Raw genomic sequence first — 19413 nt, 5'->3', positions numbered from 1 at the left:
CCGCGCCGCACCCCCCCCCCCCCCCCCCCCCCCCCCCCCCCCCCCCCCCCCCCCCCCCCCCGCCCCCGCCCCCCCCCCCCCCCCCCCCCCCCCCCCCCCCCCCCCCCGGCCCCCCCCCCGCCCCGGCGCCCCCCCCCCCCCCCCCCCCCCCCCCCCCCCCCCCCCCCCTCGGTGCTCCTGCCGGTGTCGGCCTACGTGCCGAAGCCTTCGTCGAAGGCGGCGCGGGCCCGGTCCGGCCGCTCGGCAGCCTTCGGCTCCGGCTGCTGCGGCGCGCGCTCGGGGACCGTGTCCCGGGCGCCGCCCTGCCGTGCCTCGGCCTGCTCGGCGAGCCGCCGGGCCTTGTCCTGGAACTGCTCCTTGATGCCCATGGTGTGCACTCCTGGAGGGGTGTTCGGGGAGGGGGTCCCGACCAGACTTGCACGGGCGGACATCCCTCGCATCCCGGTCACCACCGGTCGGCGGACCGGCGGCGGACCCTGCGACGGCCGGGCCGTGCGCCGGTCAGCGGCTGCGGGTGCGCTCCTGTTCGTCGGCGGCCCCACCGGCCCCCACGAGCCCCTTGGGGATACCGGCCAGCCGTGGCGCGAACCGCCGCATCTCGCGCTGCCCGACCACCCCGACGATCCCGGGCAGGTACCCCCGTACACCGTGCAGGCCGCGCAGCCACCACTGCGCGTACACGTGCGGCGAGCGCCGCTCGACGCCTTCGACGATCCGGTCGACGGCCGGGCCGAGCGGGTAGGTGCGGTTGGCGGGCCACGGCAGCCGGCGGCGCAGCTCCCGCATGGCCTCGTCCTGGTCGGCGCCGCGCACCATGTCGGTGTCGGTCCAGGAGAGGTAGCCGACCCCGACCCCGACGCCCTGGTGCCCGACCTCGGCGCGCAGGCAGTGGGCGAACGCCTCGACACCGGACTTGGACGCGCAGTACGCCGACATCATCGGCGCCGGGACGATCGCGGCGAGCGAGGCGATCTGGAGGAAGTAGCCGCGGCTCTCCGTCAGCGCGGGCAGGAAGGCGCGGGCGGTGACGGCCCCGCCGATCAGGTTGACCTCGATCACCCGGCGCCAGGCCCCGGGGTCGGAGTCGGCGAACGGCCCGCCGGAGGCCACGCCCGCGTTGGCGACGACGAGGTCCACCCGGCCGAAGCGTTCCCGGACCTCACGTGCGACGCGGACCATGGCCTCGTGGTCGGTGACGTCCGCGAACCAGTGGCCGCTGTCGGTGTGCAGCCGCTCGGAGACCTCCTTGAGCGCCTCCGGTTCCAGCCCCACGAGCGCGACCTTCGCCCCGCGCGCGGACAGTTTGCGGGCGAGCAGCTCACCCACCCCGCGGGCGGCCCCGGTGACGACGGCGACCTGCCCCTCCAGACTCCTGCACGCGCTCACAGCGTCTTCTCCGTCCCGGTGTCAGGCGATGTCCCGGTGGTAGGCGGTGACCCGGCGGTGGCGGGCTCCCCGGCGGGTCCGGGCGGCGCCTCGGGTCCGGGCGGGCCGAGGTAGAGCGCGGTCAGCTCGCGCACGGCGGCGGTGACCGCCTCGGGCGCCTCGACCGGGATCATGTGGCCCATCCCGGTGAGCGTGGTCAGCCCGACGCACTGCGGCAGCCCGGCGGCGAGGGCGCGGGCCAGGGGGAGGGGGGTGAGCCGGTCGGCGGTCCCGGTGAGGACGGCGGTGGGCAGGGTGAGCCGCGCCAGTTCGGCGTCCAGGTCCAGCCCGGCCAGCACCAGCGCCCAGGCGTACCGGACTCCGGTGGGGCAGGCGTGCACGATCCGGGCGCACGCCTCGACCTTGCCGGGCGCGGCGCCGGGGCTCATCGTGGCGTACTTGAGCAGCGCCCGGGCCGGCGGGGTGACGGGCCCGAACGGGGCCCGCGTGCAGAGGACCGCGCGGGTCGCACGGGTCCGCACGCGTCCGGCCCGCACCGGCACGACCCGGGCCTCCTCGACCAGCCGGGAGCTGCCGGTGCTGCACAGCAGCGCGGCGGCGGCGTGCCGGACGAACTCGGGGCGCCCGGCGGCGGCCATGACCGCCATCCCGCCCATGGAGTGCCCGGCGACGACCGCCCGTTCACCGGGTCCGAGGGTGGCCACCAGGACGGCCACCAGGTCGTCGGCGAGGGCGGTGGTGGTGCAGGTGCGGGCGGCGGGGCTGCGCCCGTGCCCGCGCTGGTCGTAGGCGATGACCCGGTGGTCCCTGGCCAGCTCCCGTATCTGCGCGGCCCAGAACGCGGTGGAGCAGGTCCAGCCGTGGGACAGCACCACGGCGGGCGCCCCCTCCTCGCCGTGCACCTCGACGTGGAGCCGGGCCCCGTCGGCGGAGACGACGGTCAGCTCCCGCCGAGCGGCCGGGGGCGCGTACGGCCCGCTGGTCACGTGCGCCGCCCGGCTCACGCGCGCCCCTCCCCGGCGGTGGCTGCCGTGTCCCCGGCAGCGGCCGGACCCCCAGCGGCGGCCCCGGCGGGCTCCGGAACCCGCCCGTGCTCCCGCCCGGACTCCCGCCCGCGGTCCCGCTCCCGCTCGCCGTCGCGGATGCGCAGGACCTCGTACTCGGAGAGGTCCACGTGCCGGGTCTCCCTGCGGAACTCCGCGGTCGTCCCGGGCCAGACCGTGGTGTTGCGGCCCCGCGCGTCCAGGTACCAGCTGGTGCAGCCGCCGGTGTTCCACACCGTGCGTTCCATCCGGTCCTGCACCCGCCGGTTCCACGCGTTGACCGCGGAGGGCCGGGCCGCCAGCGCGACCCGCCCGCCCAGCAGGCCGAGCTGGCGCAGGTAGTCCGCCATGTAGTTCAGCTGTGACTCGATCATCAGGATCATCGAGCTGTTCCCCAGTGCGGTGTTGGGCCCGATGATCGTCATCCAGTTGGGGAAGCCCGCCGCCGTCGCCCCGCGCAGCGACCGCATCCCGTCCTTCCACTCCTCGGCGAGGCTCCGGCCCTCCACCCCCACCACCCGGTCGGCGACCGGCATGTCCGTGACGTGGAAACCGGTGCCGAAGACGATCGCGTCGGCCTCGGTCTCCGTCCCGTCCTCGGCGACCAGGACCGAGCCCCGGATCTCCTTCAGCCCGGAGGCGACGAGATCCACGTCGGGCCGGGCCAGCGCCGGGTAGTACGCGCTGGACAGCAGGATGCGCTTGCAGCCGATCCGGTAGGAGGGCGTCAGCCTGGCCCGCAGCTCCGGGTCCTTGATCGAGCGGGCCATGTTGGCCCTGGCCAGCGATTCGACCAGCCCGAGCTGGTCCGGCCGCTTGGTGAACGCGCTGACCTGGAGCTCCCGGATGCCCCACAGCAGCCCGCGCCGCACGGCCCCGGTGAAGGGCAGCCTGCGGTGGAGCCAGCGTTCGGCCGTACCGATGGCCCGGTCGGTGCGCGGCATCACCCAGGGCGGGGTCCGCTGGAAGAGGGTGAGGCGCTCCACCTCGGGGGCGATGGCGGGCACGATCTGGATGGCGGAGGCGCCGGTGCCGATCACGGCGACGCGTTTGCCGCGCAGCTCGTAGCCGTGGTCCCAGCGCGCGGAGTGGAAGACCTTGCCGGGGAACTGCGCGAGGCCGGGGATCTCGGGCGTCTTCGGGTCGGAGAGCGGCCCGGTCGCGGAGACCACCACGTCGGCGGTCAGCTCCCCCGCCGAGGTCTCCAGCTCCCAGCGCAGTTCCCGCTCGTCCCAGCGCGCCATCCGCAGCTCGGTGTCGAGCCGCAGGTGCGGGCGCAGCCCGAAGGTGTCGGCGACGTGCTCCAGGTACGCGCGGATGTGCGGCTGTCCCGAGAAGGTCCGGGGCCAGTCGGGGTTGGGCGCGAAGGAGAAGGAGTAGAGGTGCGAGGGCACGTCGCAGGCGCACCCGGGGTAGTCGTTGTCGCGCCAGGTCCCGCCGACCGAGCCGGCCCGTTCCAGGACGACGAAGTCGGTGATCCCCTCGCGCCGCAGCCGGACGGCGGCGCCCAGCCCGCCGAACCCGGACCCGATCACCGCGACCCGCACGTGCTCCCGCCGCCCGCGCCCGTCCGGCCCTTCCGGGGCGTCCGGCCCTTCCGGGGCGCCCGCACCACCCGTACCCCCCGCAGCGCTCACACCACCGGCACTGCCCGTACCGCCCGTACTGCCTGTTCCGCCCGTACTGCCTGTTCCGCCCGTACTGCCTGTTGCGCCTGTTGCGCCTGTTGCGCCTGTTGCGCCTGTTCCGTTCCTGCCGCCCATGCCCCGCCGCCTTCCGTTTCCGCTTCCGCAGTCCCCAGCCACACACACGCAACGCTGCCAGCGTCCACTGGCACCATCGGGAGGGTAGAGCAGCCCCGTACCCATGGGTAGGGGGCGCGCCAAGGAAAGTTACCGACGGTACGGCCCCGGGTGCGGCCGACCTCACGCTCTACTCTTCCGCTGTGGCGAAGGAAGAACGAGAAGAGCAAGAAGAGCGAGCAGAGCGGGAAGCTCCGGAAGAGCGGGCGGCGACGGGAGCGGAGACCGCGCGGGGAGCCGCACACCGGGCCGTACGGAAAACCGTCCACCGGGCCGGGCAGGAGGCCGGCCCGGGTGCCGGGCGTGAGTACCGTACGGAGGAACTGGCCGAGGCCGCCGGAATCCCGGTCCGCACCCTGCGGTTCTACCGCGAGCGCAAACTGCTCCCGCCGCCGCGCCGCGAGGGCCGGATCGCCTGGTACGACGACCACCACCTGGCCCGGCTGCGCACCGTCGTCGCCCTGCTGGAGCGCGGCCACACCCTCGGCGGCATCGCCGAGCTGACGGCCGCCTTCGAGAACGGCCGGGACGTCGGCCAGCTCGGCGAACTGCTCGGCATCGACTGGTCGCAGGAGACCCCGGTCCGGCTCACCCCGGAGGCGCTGGCCGACCACTTCGCGGGCGAGGTCACCCCGGAGAACCTGGCGGCCTCGCTCGACCTGGGCTACCTCGCCGCCGACGGCGACGAGATCGTGCACGTCAGCCGGCGGCTGCTGGACGTCTCCTCGGCCCTGGTCCGCGAGGGCGTCCCGCTGTCGGCCGTCCTGGAGACGGGCCGCCGCGTCCGCGCGCACGCGGACGCCCTGGCGGCCCTCTTCACGGAGCTGGTCTCCACCCACCTCCCGCAGGACGAGGACGCCCTGCCCCGCCTGCGCCCGCTGGCCACGTGCGTGGTCGAGGCGGAGCTGACGATGGCGATGAACCGCCTGCGCCCGCCCTCCCCCGCCCCGGCCGGGGACCGGAACCGGGCCCCGGCTCAGGAACCCAGTGCGTAGACGACGGTCACGGGCGCGTGGTCGCTCCAGCGCTCCTCGTGGCTCGCGGCCTTCTCCGTGAACGCCTTCACCGCCTTCGCGGCCAGCCCGGGGGTCGCGACCTGGAGGTCGATGCGCCAGCCCGCGTCGTTGTCGAAGGCCCGGCCGCGGTAGGACCACCAGGAGTACGGGCCCTCCGCGTCCGGGTGCAGACCGCGCACGACGTCGACGTAGCCCGCGCCCGTCTGCGCGTAGACCGCGCCCAGCCACTCCCGCTCCTCGGGGAGGAACCCGGCGTTCTTCCGGTTGGTCTTCCAGTTCTTGAGGTCGGCCTCCTGGTGGCAGATGTTCCAGTCACCGCAGACCACGACCTCGCGGCCGTCCGCGGCGGCCCGCTCCCGGAGCTCCCCGAGGTAGGTCAGGAACTCCCCCATGAACCGGTACTTCTCGTCCTGCTTCGCGGTCCCGGCCTCCCCGGAGGGCAGGTAGAGGCTGGCGACGGTCACCCCGGGCAGGTCCGCCTCGACGTAACGCCCGGCGGAGTCGAACTCCTCGCTGCCGAAGCCGATCCGCACCCGGTCCGGAGCCCTGCGCGTGTACAGCGCGACCCCGGCCCGGCCCTTGTCGGCGGCCGGGGCGAAGACGGTGTGCCAGCCCTCGGGCGCGCGCGCCTCCGCCGGGATCTGGCCCTCCTCGGCCCGCACCTCCTGCAGGCACACCACATCGGCGCCGGACCCGTCCAGCCAGGTCACGAACCCCTTCTTGGCGGCGGCGCGGATTCCATTCACGTTCACGGACGTCACAGTGAGCATCACAGCACCATAGCGGGAGGGGAGCGGGAGGGTTCCGTACGATGTTCGAATGCCTCACGGGATACAGCTCCGCAGCACACCGTACGACCACCCGGACGCGGTCGAACTGGACAGCCAGGTCCAGGCCGAATACCGGGCGCGCTACCAGAGCGAGGGCGAGGGCGACGCCACCTACCTCGCTCCGGGGATGTTCACCCCGCCGAACGGCCTCTACCTCCTGGCCTACGACGCCTCCGGCACCCCGGTCGCCAGCGGCGGCTGGCGCGGCCAGGAGAAGAACGACGAGGGCTACGAGAACGGCGACGCCGAACTGAAGCGCATGTACGTCGTCCCGCAGGCCCGCGGCCTCGGCCTGGCCCGCCGCATCCTGGCGGAGCTGGAGGACGGCGCCCGCGCGGCGGGCCGGCTGCGGATGACCCTCGAAACGGGCGACCAGCAGCCGGAGGCCATCGCCCTCTACTTCTCCTCGGGCTACACGATGGTCCCCAAGTTCGGCTACTACCGCTTCCACGACTCCAGCCGCTGCATGGCCAAGCCCCTCCACCCCTGACCGCCGCCCCCGGCCCCGCGCCCGGAGCCCCGGTCCGGGGCCCTACCCCGCCCACCAGACGGGGGCGTCCGTCCCCCACCGGGACGGCCCCCGCTCCCACCCGCCGAAGGGCAGCGGCGGCGCGGCGTACCGCAGCGGCCCGTACCCGGAGTCCGCGACCTCCCGCAGCCAGGGCTCCGGCGTGTACCCGGGCACCGCGGGACCGGCCCCCGGCACCTCCCTGACCAGCCAGGACGCCGTGCCCGCCAGGGAGAACCGGAGTACGCGGCCACCCCCTTCGGCGGCTTCGGCGAGACCCCGCAGCACCCCGGCCGCCACCAGGTACCCCGTCCCGTGGTCCAGCGCCTGCGCGGGCAGCGCCCCCGGCCGGCCGCCGGACCCGCACCGCGCCGCCAGGCCGTACCCCGCCTGCACCAGCGAGTCGAAGCCCCGCCGCCCCGCCCACGGCCCGGTCCGCCCCCACGCGCACAGCTCCGCGACGACCAGCCCCGGCCGCCGCTCCAGCAGCTCCCGCGCCCCGAGCCCGTACCGCTCCAGGGCCCCCGGCCGGTAGGCCGTCACCACCACGTCCGCCCCGGCGAGCAGTTCCTCGAAGACGGCCCGGTCCGGCGCGTTCCCGAGGTCCAGCAGCGCCGACCGCTTCCCGAAGCCGGTGTCCGCGTACGCGTCGGCCGCCTCCGGCAGCCCCGGCGGGTCGATCCGCAGCACGTCCGCGCCCAGCGCCCCGAGCGTCCGGGTCGCGACGGGCCCGGCGATGACCCGGGTCAGGTCCAGCACCCGCACCCCGGCGGCGGGCAGCCCCCGCGGCGCCCGCCCGAGCCGGCGCCCCGGCCCGCCGGGGACCCGTACGGTCTCCACCAGCGGCTGCGGCGCCCCGTACTCCCGGGCCACCGCGACGGCCAGCCCGCCCTCCCCGTACACCTGTTCCTGGACCTCGACGGCCCCGCGTCCGGCCAGCTCGGCCCGTACCGCCTCCGGGGTCCGCGCACCGCCCAACGCCCGCACCAGCGCGTCCTGGTGGTGCGGATAGTTCGCGTGCGTGCGCACCCACCCGTCCGCCGTCCGCCAGAACCCGGACAGCGGCGCGAAGCCCACCGGCGCGCGCCCCCGTACCCGCAGGTGGCGTTCGCTGACGAAGGCCGTGGCCACCGCGGACTCGTCCACCACGAGCGGAGTCACCTCCGACGCCCCGCCACCCGCCCGTACGGCGGCCAGTTCCGCGGCGGCCAGGGCGCACACCCCGACCGTCGCCCGCGCCAGTTCCCGCACCGGCAACGGCCCGTCCCCGAGCCCGCTCGCCCCCCGGTACCCGACCCGCCCGGCCACCCCCACCACCCCACCCAACGCCGCCCAGGCCCCCACCGTCGCCGCATCACCTTCACCACTGCTCACCATGGCCCCATTCTGGCCACGCCCCCGCCTCACGGGATGCCGCCGGGCCTCAGCGGTGCGCTGCGGAACACACACCATGACCGTTCGTGGACTCGGCGAAGTGGAGGCCGGAGAATTCGCCCGCCCGGACGCGTTCGACCAGGGCTTCTTCAGCCTCGCCGAAAGGAGCGCACACGACAGGACACCCGCCCCCGCGCCCACCGCCCATGACCCGCCCCGCATTCGGGCACACCCCACAAACGCCGAAATCCCGCCCAGCCTTTCGGCTGAACGGGATCTCGTGACGATCCTTGAGAGCTACTCAAGAACTGTCGTCTGTGGACCTGTGGGGATTTGAACCCCAGACCCCCTCGATGCGAACGAGGTGCGCTACCAGACTGCGCCACAGGCCCTTGCGACGTGTGAAACATTAGCATCCCGGCGCGAGTGCTCCAAAACCGGTGGCCTGGAGGGTACTCGCAGGTCACCGCTTACTCGTTGGCCGCGCGGGGGCGGTCGTCGCCCTCGTACTGGTCGAAGAGCGGGGTGCGTCCGAGGTCGCGGCCACGGGTGCGCGGGGCGGTGCGGGACTTCAGGTCCGGGGCGGGGGCCCCTGGCTGGGCGCGCAGGCGCGGGTTGGTCGGTTCGGCGGTGCTGGAGCGGTCCGCGCTCCAGGCGTCCGGGGTCACGGGGCCGGTGGCGCGGGGGGCGACCGGGGCCGTCACGTACGTCGGCAGCGGGACCGGCACGGGCTCCCAGCTCTCGCCCCGGGCGGGGCCGCGTTCACGTTCGCGCTGCTGGTCCACCCACTCGGCGTGGTCGGTCTGCTCGACCAGGGCGCGCCGTCCGGCCTCCTGCGGGGAGACCGGTGGGGCGGGGTCCGGTTCGGCGGACGCGGCGGCCTCCGGCTCACGGCGGCGCGGGCGGTTCTCGCGCAGGTGCCGGGCGGCGGCCTCGGCGCGCCGCCGGTCCATGGTGAACTCGTAGCGGCGCCGCTCCTGGACCCGCAGGTGGACGATGTAGCCGCTGAGCAGGAGGGCCGGTACGGCGGGGGCCCACAGGTAGCGCAGCCCGCCGACGGCCGCGACGACGGCGCCGAGCGTGAAGACCAGGAAGAGGAGCGCGGTGGTGCGGCGGCGGCGGGCGAGGACCTGGAGCCGCTGTTCGCGGCGGGCCCGCTCCGCGCGCCGCTCCCGTCCGGCGGCGGCCTCTCTCGGCTCCGACCTGGTCGGGGGCATGACAGAGGCCCGGACGTCGGCGTCCACGGAATTCACCGTTTCGGTCGTGACGTCCGGGTCGGCGTGGGGCTGTGGCCCCGCCTCCTCGTCACCGCGTTCACGCAGTCCCTTGGCGTAACGGCGCTCCATTCCCGCCCGGCCGGAAAGCAGCCGGATGGCAGTGGAGAAGCGTTCCGTCGGACGGGCCTCGTTCAGCTCGTCCTGCCTCCGGAGCCACATGGGCACCAAGTAGGCGGCCCAGGCCCCCACAATGACTGCGTAGATGAGGCCGCTGCTGCTCACACCTCACACCGTAGAGGGGTGCGGGTGGACGAATCCGCCAATTGAGCCGGTGTGTCGCGCGTTCTCGCTGATATCACGGACTTTTTTTGTGATTCTTCGGATCAACTGATGGACGAATCGGTTGCCGCACCCTTGAATTCGAACATCTATTCGCTTTCTATTGCGGCGGGGTCTGCGGGCGGTGGACGCCGTGCCAGCGGCTCAGCAGTCCCCCCGGGACCTCCTCCGGCGTGAGCGCGTAGACGAGGTGGTCCCGCCAGGCACCGTCGATGTGCAGGTAGCGGGGGCGCAGCCCCTCCTCGCGCAGGCCGAGCTTCTCCACCACCCGGCGGCTCGGAAGGTTCTCCGGGCGGATGCAGACCTCGATCCGGTGCAGGCCGACCTTGGCGAAGCAGTGGTCCACGGCCAGGGCGACCGCCGTGGGCATCACGCCCCGGCCGGCCACCTCGCGGTCGACCCAGTAGCCGACGTGGCCCGCGCACATCGAGCCCCAGGTGATCCCGGCGACGGTGAGCTGGCCGACCAGCCGGCCCCGGTACTCGATGACGAAGGGGAGCATCCGGCCCGCGTTCGCCTCCGCCCGCAGGTGGCGGACCATCTGGCGGTACGTCGGCCGCGAGGCCGCCGGGCCCCACGGCGCGGGCGGCGGGATCGTGGCCTCCCAGGGCCTGAGCCAGTCGCGGTTGCGGCGGTTGACCTCGCGCCAGGCGCGCTGGTCCCGCAGTTTGATGGGCCGGAGCGTGACGTCGCCGTCCGTCAGCACCGCCGGCCAGGAGGGTCCGTTCAGCTCGGGCTCCCGGGGACGCCCGCGGCTCCGGGGTGGTCCCCGCCCCGGAGCTGGTCCACGGCGTGCGGCAGGAGGCGGGAGAGGACCGTCATGCCGTCGCGGACCCCGCCCGTGGAGCCGGGCAGGTTCACGATCAGGGTGTGTCCGGCCACGCCGGCCAGGCCCCGGGAGAGGGCCGCGGTCGCCACCGTGGCCAGGCCCTCGGCGCGGATGGCCTGCGGGATGCCCGGGATCTCGTAGTCCAGCACCCGCGCGGTGGCGTCCGGGGTGCGGTCGGTCGGGGAGATGCCGGTGCCGCCGGTGGTGAGGATGACGTCGTACCCGGCGGCCACGCCCTCGCGCAGCGCCTGCTCGACGGGGTCGCCGTCCGGGACGACCCGGGGGCCGTCCACCGCGAAGCCGAGGCCGCGCAGCCCTTCGGCGAGCAGCGGGCCGCCCCGGTCCGCGTACACGCCCCGGGAGGCCCGGCCGGAGGCGGTGACCACCAGGGCGCGCGGCACCGGCGCCGGGGTGGCGGGCGGGCCGGGGGCCCATGCCTCACCGGCCGCCGGGAGCTGCCCGGGGCCGCCGGTGCGGGGGCCGCCGCCGTGGGGACCCGCGCCCCGGGGGCCGGCGTCGTGCGGGCCGGCGGCCTCGGGCGGCTCCGGGGCGCTCACGCGCGCGTCCAGTCGCCGGACCGGCCGCCGGTCTTCTCCTCCACCCGGACGTCCGTGATGACCGCGGCCTTGTCGACGGCCTTGACCATGTCGACCACGGTGAGCGCGGCGACCGTGACGGCGGTCAGCGCCTCCATCTCGACGCCCGTGCGGTCGGCCGTCCGGACGGTGGCGAGGATCTCGACGGCGTCGTCGGAGACCGTCAGGTCCACCGTCACGCCCGAGAGGGCCAGCGGGTGGCAGAGCGGGATCAGGTCCGGGGTCCGCTTGGCGCCCATGATCCCGGCGATCCGCGCGGTGGCGAGGGCGTCGCCCTTGGGGACGCCCTCGCCGCGCAGGAGTTCGACCACCCGGGCGGAGACCAGGACGCGTCCGCTGGCCCGCGCGGTGCGGGTGGTGACGGCCTTCTCCGAGACGTCGACCATCCGGGCCGCGCCGGCCTCGTCGATGTGCGTCAGCCTGCTCTGCGTACTCATACTCTGCGTGCCGCTTCCGTCCGGGCCCGCGCGGGGCCTGTGTGGGGCACCACGCTACCGGCAGCGGACCGGCCTCAGCCGAGCAGGATCACGTCCAGTACGGTCCCCGGCTCCACGGAGGTGACGTCCTCCGGGACGACCATCAGCGAGTCGGCGTGGGCCAGGGCGGCGATCAGGTGCGAGCCCGATCCGCCGACCGGGGCGACCGTGCCGCTGTCCGCGTCGTACTTCCCGCGCAGGAACTGGCGGCGCCCGGCCGGGGAGCCGAGCGCCCGGTCCGCCCGCAGCTCCGCCCGCACCACGGGACGGCTGACGTCGGGCAGTCCCCGCAGGGCGCGGATCGCGGGGCGCACGAACAGTTCGAAGGAGACGTAGGAGGAGACCGGGTTGCCGGGCAGGGCCAGCAGGGGGGTGTGGTCGGGGCCGACGGTGCCGAAGCCCTGCGGCTTGCCGGGCTGCATGGCCAGGCGGCGGAAGTCGACCCGGGTGCCGTCCACGTCGCCGTCCTTGTCGCCGGACCCGACGGCGACGGCGGTGAGGGCCTCCTTGACCACGTCGTAGGCGCCGACGCTGACGCCGCCCGTGGTGACCAGCAGGTCGGCCCGGATCAGCTGGTCCTCGATGGTGGAGCGCAGGGTCTCGGCGTCGTCGGCGACGGCGCCGACGCGGTAGGCGATGGCCCCGGCGTCCCGGGCGGCGGCGGCCAGCGCGAAGCTGTTGGAGTCGTAGATCCTGCCGGCGGTCAGCGCCTCGCCGGGCTGGACCAGCTCGCTGCCGGTGGACAGGACCACGACGCGCGGGCGCGGGCGGACCCGGACGGTGCCGCGGCCGATGGCGGCCAGCAGGGCGATCTGCGGCGGGCCCAGCAGGGTCCCGGCGGCCAGTGCGAGGTCGCCCGCCCGGACGTCGCTGCCGCGCGCGCGGACGTGCGCGCGGTCCGCGGCGGGGCGGTGGACCCGGACCTCGCCGCGGGCGCCCTGGGGGGCGGCACTGGCCGGGGTCATGGTGGTGACGGCGCCGCCGCCGGCGCCGCCGTCCGTCCACTCGACGGGGACGACGGCTTCCGCGCCGGGGGGCAGCGGGGCGCCGGTCATGATGCGGGCGGCCTGGCCGGGGCCCACGGCGGGCAGCTCCCCGCTGCCCGCCACGACGTCCCCGACGACCGTCAGCACCGCGGGGAACTCCTCGCTCGCACCCTGGACGTCGGCCGTGCGGACGGCGTAGCCGTCCATGGAGCTGTTGTCGAAGGGCGGGAGGGCGACGGGCACGGTGACGTCCTCGACCAGGACGCAGCCCTGGGCGTCGAGCAGCTGGAGCTCGATGGGCTCCAGCGGCCGGACGGTGGTGAGGATGTCCGCGAGGTGCTCGTCCACCGACCACAGGCGGTGGCGCGGGTCGGTGTCCTGCGGTGCGGGGTTGCTCAAGGTGCTACATCTCCTCCGTGACGTAACGCTGAAGCCAGGTGCGGAACTCCGGGCCGAGGTCCTCACGCTCGCACGCGAGGCGGACGATGGCCCGCAGGTAGTCCCCGCGGTCCCCGGTGTCGTAGCGGCGGCCCCGGAAGACCACGCCGTGCACCGGGCCGCCGATGGTCTCGTCGGCGGCCAGCTTCTGCAGGGCGTCGGTGAGCTGGATCTCCCCGCCGCGGCCCGGCTCGGTCTCCCGCAGTATGTCGAAGACCGCCGGGTTGAGGATGTAACGGCCGATGACCGCGTAGTTGCTGGGGGCGTCCTCGGGTTCCGGCTTCTCGATGAGGCCGGTGATCCGGACGACGCCCTCCTCGTCGGTGGGCTCGACGGCGGCGCAGCCGTAGAGGTGGACGCTGGAGGGGTCCACCTCCATCAGCGCGATCACGGTGCCGCCGGTGCGCTGGTGGATCTCGGCCATCTGCCGCAGCAGCGGGTCGCGCGGGTCGATCAGGTCGTCGCCGAGGAGGACGGCGAACGCCTCGCGGCCGACGTGCGGTTCGGCGCAGAGCACGGCGTGGCCGAGTCCGCGCGGGTCGCCCTGGCGGACGTAGTGCATGGTGGCGAGGTCGCTGGACTCCTGGACCTTCTTCAGCCGGTCGTCGTCGCCCTTGGCGATGAGGGCCGACTCCAGCTCGTAGTTGCGGTCGAAGTGGTCCTCAAGGGCGCGCTTGTTGCGGCCCGTGATCATCAGGACGTCGTCCAGTCCGGCCGAGACCGCCTCCTCCACCACGTACTGGATGGCCGGCTTGTCGACGACCGGGAGCATCTCCTTGGGGGTCGCCTTGGTCGCCGGGAGGAAGCGAGTACCGAGGCCCGCGGCCGGGATGACGGCCTTCTTGATCACGGGGTGCAACATAGTCATGGACAGAACGATAGTGGGTTCGAATGAGCCTCAGCCGGGAATCCGGTCGGAATTCGGTAGATAGATATCACTATGTCCCAATTCTCAAGGATATTTGAGTCCGCCATGGCAGAGAACCAAGAGAACCCGCCGGTCCCGTCCGCCAAGACCGCGCTGCGCCGCGAACGTCTCGCGGCCCGCCGCGCCCTGTCCCCCGAAGCCTGCCGCGCCGCGGCCACCGCCCTCGCCGTCCGCGCCGCCGCCCTGCCCGAACTGGCCGGCGCGGCCACGGTCGCGGCGTACGTCTCCGTCGGCACCGAACCCGGCACCCGCGAGCTGCTCGACGCCCTGCGCGCGGCCGGGAAGCGGGTGCTGCTGCCCCTGCTGCTGCCCGACGACGACCTCGACTGGGCCCTGTACGAGGGCCCCGCGAGCCTCGCCCCGGCCGGCCGGCCGGGGCGGATGCGGCTGCTGGAGCCGACCGGCCCGGCGCTGGGGCCGGACGCGGTGACCACGGCCGGGGCCGTCCTGCTGCCGGGGCTCGCGGTGGACGCGCGCGGGATGCGCCTGGGCCGCGGCGGCGGCTCCTACGACCGGGTCCTGGCCCGGCTGGAGCGGGCCGGGGCGCACCCCGCGCTGGTCGTGCTCCTCTACGACGACGAGGTGGTCGCGCGGGTCCCGGAGGAACCGCACGACCACCCCGTCCGGGCGGTCGCCACCCCGTCGGGGGTGCGCCGCTTCGGCGTGTGAAGCCTTGCTCCTAGGAGGCGTCCGCGGGCTTGAGGACCAGGGTGTCGACGGTGGCCTTGTCGACGGCCTCCTTGCCGAAGGGCCACTCCAGCAGCTCGCCCTTGGCCCACATCGTCGTCTGGTCGGTGTAGTGACTGTTGTAGGTGTGACCCGAGGCGCCCGTCAGGTTGATCCAGCGCGACTTGTCCAGGTCGTTGAGGTTCACGACCATCCGCATCGACGGCACCCAGGTGACCTCGTACCCGCTGGAGGCGTTCCAGCCGGTCGCGTTGACGGTGGCCTCGCCGCCGCCCAGGTTCCAGGGGCCGCGGTTGAGGAGCCGGCGCAGGGCGCCGGGGCCCTCGGTGCCCATCGTCTGGTTCTTCAGGTTCAGCTGGTGCAGCCGGCCCCAGCTCCAGGTGGACTGGTCCTTGCCGAGCTTCGCCGTCAGCTCCCAGCGTGCGTCCTTCATGGCCCGCGCGAAGAGCTCGTCGCGGGTGGTGGTCGCCTTGTCGAGACGGACGGCGGGCGACTGCCACCACGCCGACTTCTCGTCCTTGACCAGGCGGCGGACCACCTCGAACCAGCGGTCACCGCCGTCCGGCTGCGCCGAGTCGGGGCCGCGCGTACCGCACTCGCGGACCATCTCGGCGAGGTCGTCGACGGGGCCGCTGCTGTCGTCGCGGACGTTCACGCAGCTGCCCTCGACCCGCAGCTCCTTGGGCATCTTGTCGCCGAAGGCGAGCTTGAGGACGTTGCGCCAGACCGCGTTGAAGTAGGCGGCGGCGGCCGAGTCGGGCTCCTGGGTGTAGTTCCAGCCCTCCAGCAGCTTCTGCGCGGACCGCACGTCCGGGTCCGAGACCGGGATCTTGGCCAGCATCGGGGTGAGCAGCGCGGCGATCTCGCTGCTGTTGTCCATCTGCATGGTGCGCATGTCGTCGGTCGAGATCTTGCCGCTGTCCTTGATCTTCGCCTCGATGAGGTCGTTGATCCGCTGGCTGCGGGCGCCGTAGCCCCAGTCGGTGGTGAGCAGGTGCGGGTACTTGCCCGCGCCGGTCCCGCCCTCGGCGACGGCCTGGTTGGCGGTGACGATGTAGCCGCGCGCCGGGTTCAGGTCGTACGGCATCTCGTTCTGCGGGATGTAGCCCGTGGCGCCGTCCCGGCCGCCCTTCCACGCGTACTTGGAGTCCCAGCCGGGCGCGGGCATCCGGCCGTCACCGGCGCCGCGGACCGGGATGCGGCCCGGCGCCTGGTAGCCGATGTTGCCGGAGGGGCCCTTGTTGTCGGCGTAGATCAGGTTCTGCGACGGGACCTCGAAGTCGGCGGCGGCGGCGCGGAAGGAGGCGAAGTCCTTGGCCCGGTTGATCTTGAACACCGCGTCCATCGACTTGCCGGGGTCCAGCGCGGTCCAGCGCAGGGAGACGGCGTAGCCGTCGCCGCGGTCGGGGGCGGAGGGGGCCACGGGGGCGCGGGAGCCGACCGCGGCGAGCTCGTCGCTGCGGTCGGAGAGCAGCGGGCCGTTGTTGGTGGTGCGGACGGTGATCTTCTTCTCGGTGCCGCCCGCGACCTTGATCACCTCTTCACGGGTGGTGAAGGGGAGCACCTTGTTGTCGTAGACGTACCCCTCGGGCCTGACCTGCTGGAGGTAGAGGTCGGTGACGTCGGCGCCGAGGTTGGTCATGCCCCAGGCGATGTCGGCGTTGTGGCCGATGACCACGCCGGGCATGCCGGAGAAGGTGAAGCCGGAGACGTCGTACTGGCACTGGGCCGAGACGGTGCGGCAGTGCAGGCCCATCTGGTACCAGACCGAGGGGAGCTGCGGGGAGAGGTGCGGGTCGTTCGCGAGCAGCGGCTTGCCGGTGGTCGTGTACTTGCCCGAGACGACCCAGGAGTTCGAGCCGATGCCGCTGCCGTTGGGGCCGAGGATCGCGGGGACCTGGTCGAGGGTCTTCGCGAGGGCGGTCAGCTGGGTGCGCAGGCCGACGGTGGCGCCCTGGGCGGTGGCGTTGCCGGCGAGGCCGTTCGCCGGTGCGGTGGACGCCTGCGGGACGGAGGTCTGAGAGCCGGTGGTGGTGTTTCCGGTGGTGGCCGCGTTACCGGTGGTGTTTCCGGTGGTGGTGGCCGCGTTGCCGGTGGCGCCCTGGGGGAGGTACTTGCCGCCGTCGACCTTGCCGCCCTCGACGACCGGCTTGTTCCGGTCGAAGGGGTACGGCGGGTACAGCTCGTCGATCTGCGCCTGGGTGAGCCCGTTGGCCATCAGGGCGCGGTCGATCTCGGACTGCATGTTGCCGCGCAGGTCCCAGGCCATCGCCTTGAGCCAGGCCACCGAGTCCACGGGCGACCACGGCTCGGGCCGGTAGCCCTCGGTCAGCTTCAGTGCCGCGTGCTCGACGGAGAGGCTCTTGCCGGACTTCCCCTTCAGGTACGCGTTGACACCGTCGGCGTACGCCTGGAGGTACTTCTTCGTCTCCGGCGAGAGCTTGGTGTCGTACTCCGCCTGGGCGACCTGGCGCCAGCCCATCGTGCGCAGGAAGGCGTCGGTCTCGACCTGGCCGGGGCCGAACATCTCCGAGAGCCGCCCGGAGGTCATGTGACGGCGGACGTCCATCTCCCAGAACCGGTCCTGCGCGTGGACGAAGCCCTGCGCGCGGAAGAGGTCGTCGTCGTTGTCGGCGTAGAGCTGGGGAATGCCGTGGGCGTCGCGCTTGACGTCGACGGTCCCGGTCAGGCCGGGCACCTTGAGGGAGCCGGTCGTCCGGGGGAACGAGGCACGCACGGTGTCCACGCTCCAGTACGCCCCGTAGCCGAGGCCCGCGAAGAGCGCCAGGACCAGAACGAGCACGATCAGACGGGCGCGTCGTCCCTTCTTCTTGGCGGAAGGAGCGGATTCGTTGGCGGGCATCGCTGTCCTTAGAGGGGCAGGGTGGTCCTGGGAGTGCTGGAAGCAACCATAGGCGCAGGACCGTCCCCGGTGATCCGCCAGGGGTCCGGCTGCGCGGGACAAGGCCGAACGGGGGTTTCACAAGGGAGGTATCGCGTCAAGAAAGCGTCAAAGATTAGGTAAGGTAACGAAGTACTTGCCGCACCTGCCGCTCCGGGGAACGATCCTTCGGGTGGCTTCGAGGAAAGGGCCGCCCGCTGACTGTCCACACGCTCAATGAGCTTCTGCTGGTCTGCTCGCTCGTGCTGCTCGTCGCCGTGGCGGCGGTACGCATCTCTTCGCGCAGCGGTCTCCCCAGCCTGCTCATCTACCTCGGCATAGGTATCGCGATAGGCCAGGACGGCATCGGCAACGTCGTCTTCGACAATGCCGAGCTGACACAGGTCATCGGCTATGCCGCACTGGTCGTCATCCTCGCCGAGGGCGGGCTGGGCACGAAGTGGAAAGAGATCAAACCGGCCCTGCCGGCCGCGATCGTGCTCTCCCTCGTCGGCGTCGCGATCAGCGTCGGGGTGACGGCCGCCGCGGCCCACTACCTGGTCGGACTGGAGTGGCGCCAGGCCCTGCTGATCGGCGCGGTCGTCTCCTCGACCGACGCGGCGGCCGTCTTCTCCGTCCTGCGCAAGGTGCCGCTGCCCTCCCGGATCACGGGCGTGCTGGAGGCCGAGTCGGGCTTCAACGACGCCCCGGTGGTCATCCTGGTGGTGGCCTTCGCCACCGTCGGCCCCGTGGACCAGTGGTACGTCCTGCTCGGGAAGATAGCCCTGGAGCTGGCGATCGGCGTCGCGATCGGCCTGACAGTCGGCTTCGTGGGCGCGTACGGCCTGCGGCACGTGGCCCTGCCCGCCTCCGGCCTCTACCCGATCGCCGTGATGGCCATCGCCGTGGCCGCGTACGCGGCGGGCGCGATGGCGCACGGCTCCGGCTTCCTCGCCGTCTACCTGGCGGCCATGGTGCTCGGCAACGCGAAGCTCCCGCACTGGCCCGCCACCCGCGGGTTCGCGGACGGGCTGGGCTGGATCGCCCAGATCGGCATGTTCGTGCTGCTGGGGCTGCTGGTCACCCCGCACGAGCTGGTCAACGACTTCTGGCCCGCGGTGATCATCGGGCTGGTGCTCACGATGGTGGCGCGGCCCCTGGAGGTCTTCGTCAGCCTGCTGCCGTTCCGGATTCCCTGGCAGGAGCAGGTCCTGATGTCCTGGGCCGGGCTGCGCGGCGCCGTGCCCATCATCCTGGCGACCATCCCGATGGTGTCCGGGATCGAGGGCAGTGAACGGGTCTTCAACATCGTCTTCGTCCTCGTCGTCGTCTACACCCTGGTGCAGGGGCCGACGCTGCCGTGGCTGGCGCGCAAGCTGAAGCTCGGGAACCAGGCGGAGGCCGCCTCCGACCTCGGCATCGAGTCGGCGCCGCTGGAGAAGCTGCGCGGGCACCTGCTCTCCCTCGCCATCCCGCCGGCCTCACGGATGCACGGCGTCGAGGTGAGCGAGCTGCGGCTGCCCGCCGGGGCCTCGGTCACGCTGGTGGTCCGGGACGCGAAGAGCTTCGTCCCGATGCCGTCGACCGTGCTGCGGCGCGGGGACGAGCTGCTGGTGGTGGCCACCGACCCGGTACGGGACGCGGCCGAGGCCCGGCTGCGCGCGGTGGCCCGCGGCGGCAAGCTGGCGGGCTGGCTCGGCACGGGCGGCGAACCGGCCCGGCGCCCGTGACGGGCGGGTCCGGGGCGGGCACGTCCGTCACGGGCACGGCCGGGGCGGTCTGAGGGGCGGGCGGGGGCGCGGGCCGGAACCGGTGCGGGTCCGGAACCGGGGCCGGGTCCGGGGCCGGGGCCGGGGCCGGGGCCGGGGCCGGGGAAACGTTTCTGACGGACTCCGCCCGCCGGACGGCGTTCCTTCCCGCAGTTTCCCCGCCGCGGGCCCGCTTTCCTTGCCGCAGGCCCGCTGCCCCCTGGTTCTCACGGCCCCTACACCCGCAGGGCCCGTCAATCGCAGGTGAGGGCCGGGCCTGTCGTCGCAATCACAGGGCGTGCTCCCACACGTCCCTGTACGATAAAAGG

At 73.8% G+C, this 19413-nt stretch carries 17 protein-coding genes and 1 tRNA gene; 4 read left to right on the top strand and 14 right to left on the bottom strand.

Going from position 1 to position 19413, the window contains the following annotated elements; translation table 11 throughout:
* Positions 1-191 precede the first annotated feature (191 nt).
* The 4 genes from ACIA5F_RS25770 to ACIA5F_RS25755 form a co-directional block, all read right to left on the bottom strand.
* Positions 192-368: a hypothetical protein gene (locus ACIA5F_RS25770; protein ID WP_399356874.1), complete on the bottom strand. Its 177-nt coding sequence runs from the start codon at positions 366-368 to the stop codon at positions 192-194.
* Positions 369-501: 133 nt separating this feature from the next.
* Positions 502-1386, bottom strand: coding sequence for an SDR family oxidoreductase (locus tag ACIA5F_RS25765; RefSeq protein ID WP_399356872.1), 885 nt, complete (start codon positions 1384-1386; stop codon positions 502-504).
* Positions 1383-2390 carry an alpha/beta fold hydrolase gene (locus ACIA5F_RS25760; RefSeq protein ID WP_399356870.1) on the bottom strand — a complete coding sequence of 336 codons (1008 nt, stop codon included), beginning with the start codon at positions 2388-2390 and terminating at the stop codon, positions 1383-1385. The genes ACIA5F_RS25765 and ACIA5F_RS25760 overlap by 4 nt, the downstream gene beginning before the upstream one ends.
* Positions 2387-3976 (bottom strand): flavin-containing monooxygenase, encoded by a 1590-nt coding sequence (locus ACIA5F_RS25755; RefSeq protein WP_399356888.1) that lies wholly within the window; start codon positions 3974-3976, stop codon positions 2387-2389. Before ACIA5F_RS25755 ends, ACIA5F_RS25760 begins: the two co-directional genes overlap by 4 nt.
* Positions 3977-4554: 578 nt before the next feature.
* Between ACIA5F_RS25755 and ACIA5F_RS25750 the strand changes: the two genes are divergently transcribed.
* Positions 4555-5226, top strand: a complete 672-nt coding sequence (locus tag ACIA5F_RS25750) for a MerR family transcriptional regulator (protein ID WP_399356886.1) — start codon at positions 4555-4557, stop codon at positions 5224-5226.
* Here the strand turns inward: ACIA5F_RS25750 and ACIA5F_RS25745 are convergent.
* On the bottom strand, positions 5208-6017 hold the full coding sequence (locus ACIA5F_RS25745; protein ID WP_399356868.1) for an exodeoxyribonuclease III: 810 nt from the start codon (positions 6015-6017) through the stop codon (positions 5208-5210). The genes ACIA5F_RS25750 and ACIA5F_RS25745 overlap by 19 nt on opposite strands.
* A gap of 49 nt (positions 6018-6066) precedes the next feature.
* Between ACIA5F_RS25745 and ACIA5F_RS25740 the strand changes: the two genes are divergently transcribed.
* The gene (locus ACIA5F_RS25740) at positions 6067-6567 is read left to right on the top strand and encodes a GNAT family N-acetyltransferase (RefSeq protein ID WP_399356866.1); all 501 of its coding nucleotides are present in this window, start codon (positions 6067-6069) and stop codon (positions 6565-6567) included.
* 42 nt (positions 6568-6609) lie between these two features.
* On the opposite strand, the gene ACIA5F_RS25735 is transcribed toward ACIA5F_RS25740, so the two are convergent.
* The 8 genes from ACIA5F_RS25735 to galU all read right to left on the bottom strand — a co-directional run bounded on the left by ACIA5F_RS25735 (position 6610) and on the right by galU (position 13708).
* On the bottom strand, positions 6610-7962 hold the full coding sequence (locus ACIA5F_RS25735; protein WP_399356864.1) for a CoA transferase: 1353 nt from the start codon (positions 7960-7962) through the stop codon (positions 6610-6612).
* A 315-nt stretch (positions 7963-8277) separates the two neighbouring features.
* Positions 8278-8351 (bottom strand) — tRNA-Ala (locus tag ACIA5F_RS25730).
* 78 nt (positions 8352-8429) lie between these two features.
* Positions 8430-9458: a gephyrin-like molybdotransferase receptor GlpR gene (gene glpR / locus ACIA5F_RS25725; RefSeq protein WP_399356862.1), complete on the bottom strand. Its 1029-nt coding sequence runs from the start codon at positions 9456-9458 to the stop codon at positions 8430-8432.
* Between the two features lie 157 nt (positions 9459-9615).
* Positions 9616-10245, bottom strand: a complete 630-nt coding sequence (locus ACIA5F_RS25720) for a GNAT family N-acetyltransferase (protein WP_399356884.1) — start codon at positions 10243-10245, stop codon at positions 9616-9618.
* Entirely contained in the window at positions 10242-10745 is a 504-nt protein-coding gene (locus ACIA5F_RS25715; protein WP_399356882.1) for a molybdenum cofactor biosynthesis protein B, read from the bottom strand. The genes ACIA5F_RS25720 and ACIA5F_RS25715 overlap by 4 nt, the downstream gene beginning before the upstream one ends.
* A 152-nt stretch (positions 10746-10897) precedes the next feature.
* On the bottom strand, positions 10898-11377 hold the full coding sequence (gene moaC, locus ACIA5F_RS25710) for a cyclic pyranopterin monophosphate synthase MoaC (RefSeq protein ID WP_399356860.1): 480 nt from the start codon (positions 11375-11377) through the stop codon (positions 10898-10900).
* Positions 11378-11451: 74 nt separating this feature from the next.
* Complete coding sequence (glp, locus tag ACIA5F_RS25705; RefSeq protein WP_399356858.1) at positions 11452-12801, bottom strand: gephyrin-like molybdotransferase Glp; 1350 nt, start codon at positions 12799-12801, stop codon at positions 11452-11454.
* 4 nt (positions 12802-12805) lie between these two features.
* Positions 12806-13708: a UTP--glucose-1-phosphate uridylyltransferase GalU gene (galU, locus tag ACIA5F_RS25700; protein WP_399356856.1), complete on the bottom strand. Its 903-nt coding sequence runs from the start codon at positions 13706-13708 to the stop codon at positions 12806-12808.
* Positions 13709-13813: 105 nt separating this feature from the next.
* Here galU and ACIA5F_RS25695 point away from each other — a divergent pair, with 105 nt between their 5' ends.
* Positions 13814-14437, top strand: coding sequence for a 5-formyltetrahydrofolate cyclo-ligase (locus tag ACIA5F_RS25695; RefSeq protein ID WP_399356854.1), 624 nt, complete (start codon positions 13814-13816; stop codon positions 14435-14437).
* A gap of 10 nt (positions 14438-14447) precedes the next feature.
* Here ACIA5F_RS25695 and ACIA5F_RS25690 read toward each other — a convergent pair whose 3' ends face one another.
* Positions 14448-17318 carry a penicillin acylase family protein gene (locus ACIA5F_RS25690; RefSeq protein WP_399356852.1) on the bottom strand — a complete coding sequence of 957 codons (2871 nt, stop codon included), beginning with the start codon at positions 17316-17318 and terminating at the stop codon, positions 14448-14450.
* Between the two features lie 281 nt (positions 17319-17599).
* Here ACIA5F_RS25690 and ACIA5F_RS25685 point away from each other — a divergent pair, with 281 nt between their 5' ends.
* Positions 17600-19066 carry a potassium/proton antiporter gene (locus tag ACIA5F_RS25685; protein WP_399356850.1) on the top strand — a complete coding sequence of 489 codons (1467 nt, stop codon included), beginning with the start codon at positions 17600-17602 and terminating at the stop codon, positions 19064-19066.
* The last annotated feature ends 347 nt before the right edge of the window (positions 19067-19413 follow it).

It is taken from the genome of Streptomyces sp. NPDC051567, assembly GCF_044454165.1.
Taxonomy (GTDB): Bacteria; Actinomycetota; Actinomycetes; order Streptomycetales; family Streptomycetaceae; genus Streptomyces.
The sequence above is the reverse complement of the archived record's forward strand: the minus strand, read 5'-3'. Positions and strand labels throughout refer to the sequence as shown.

Excerpts from the sequence above, each read along its gene's own strand:
- ACIA5F_RS25735 (WP_399356864.1), bottom strand. The coding sequence starts at position 7,962 with ATGGTGAGCAGTGGTGAAGGTGATGCGGCGACGGTGGGGGCCTGGGCG.
- ACIA5F_RS25770 (WP_399356874.1), bottom strand. The coding sequence starts at position 368 with ATGGGCATCAAGGAGCAGTTCCAGGACAAGGCCCGGCGGCTCGCCGAG.
- moaC (WP_399356860.1), bottom strand. The coding sequence starts at position 11,377 with ATGAGTACGCAGAGCAGGCTGACGCACATCGACGAGGCCGGCGCGGCC.
- ACIA5F_RS25690 (WP_399356852.1), bottom strand. The coding sequence starts at position 17,318 with ATGCCCGCCAACGAATCCGCTCCTTCCGCCAAGAAGAAGGGACGACGC.
- ACIA5F_RS25740 (WP_399356866.1), top strand. The coding sequence starts at position 6,067 with ATGCCTCACGGGATACAGCTCCGCAGCACACCGTACGACCACCCGGAC.
- galU (WP_399356856.1), bottom strand. The coding sequence starts at position 13,708 with ATGACTATGTTGCACCCCGTGATCAAGAAGGCCGTCATCCCGGCCGCG.
- ACIA5F_RS25695 (WP_399356854.1), top strand. The coding sequence starts at position 13,814 with ATGGCAGAGAACCAAGAGAACCCGCCGGTCCCGTCCGCCAAGACCGCG.
- ACIA5F_RS25745 (WP_399356868.1), bottom strand. The coding sequence starts at position 6,017 with ATGCTCACTGTGACGTCCGTGAACGTGAATGGAATCCGCGCCGCCGCC.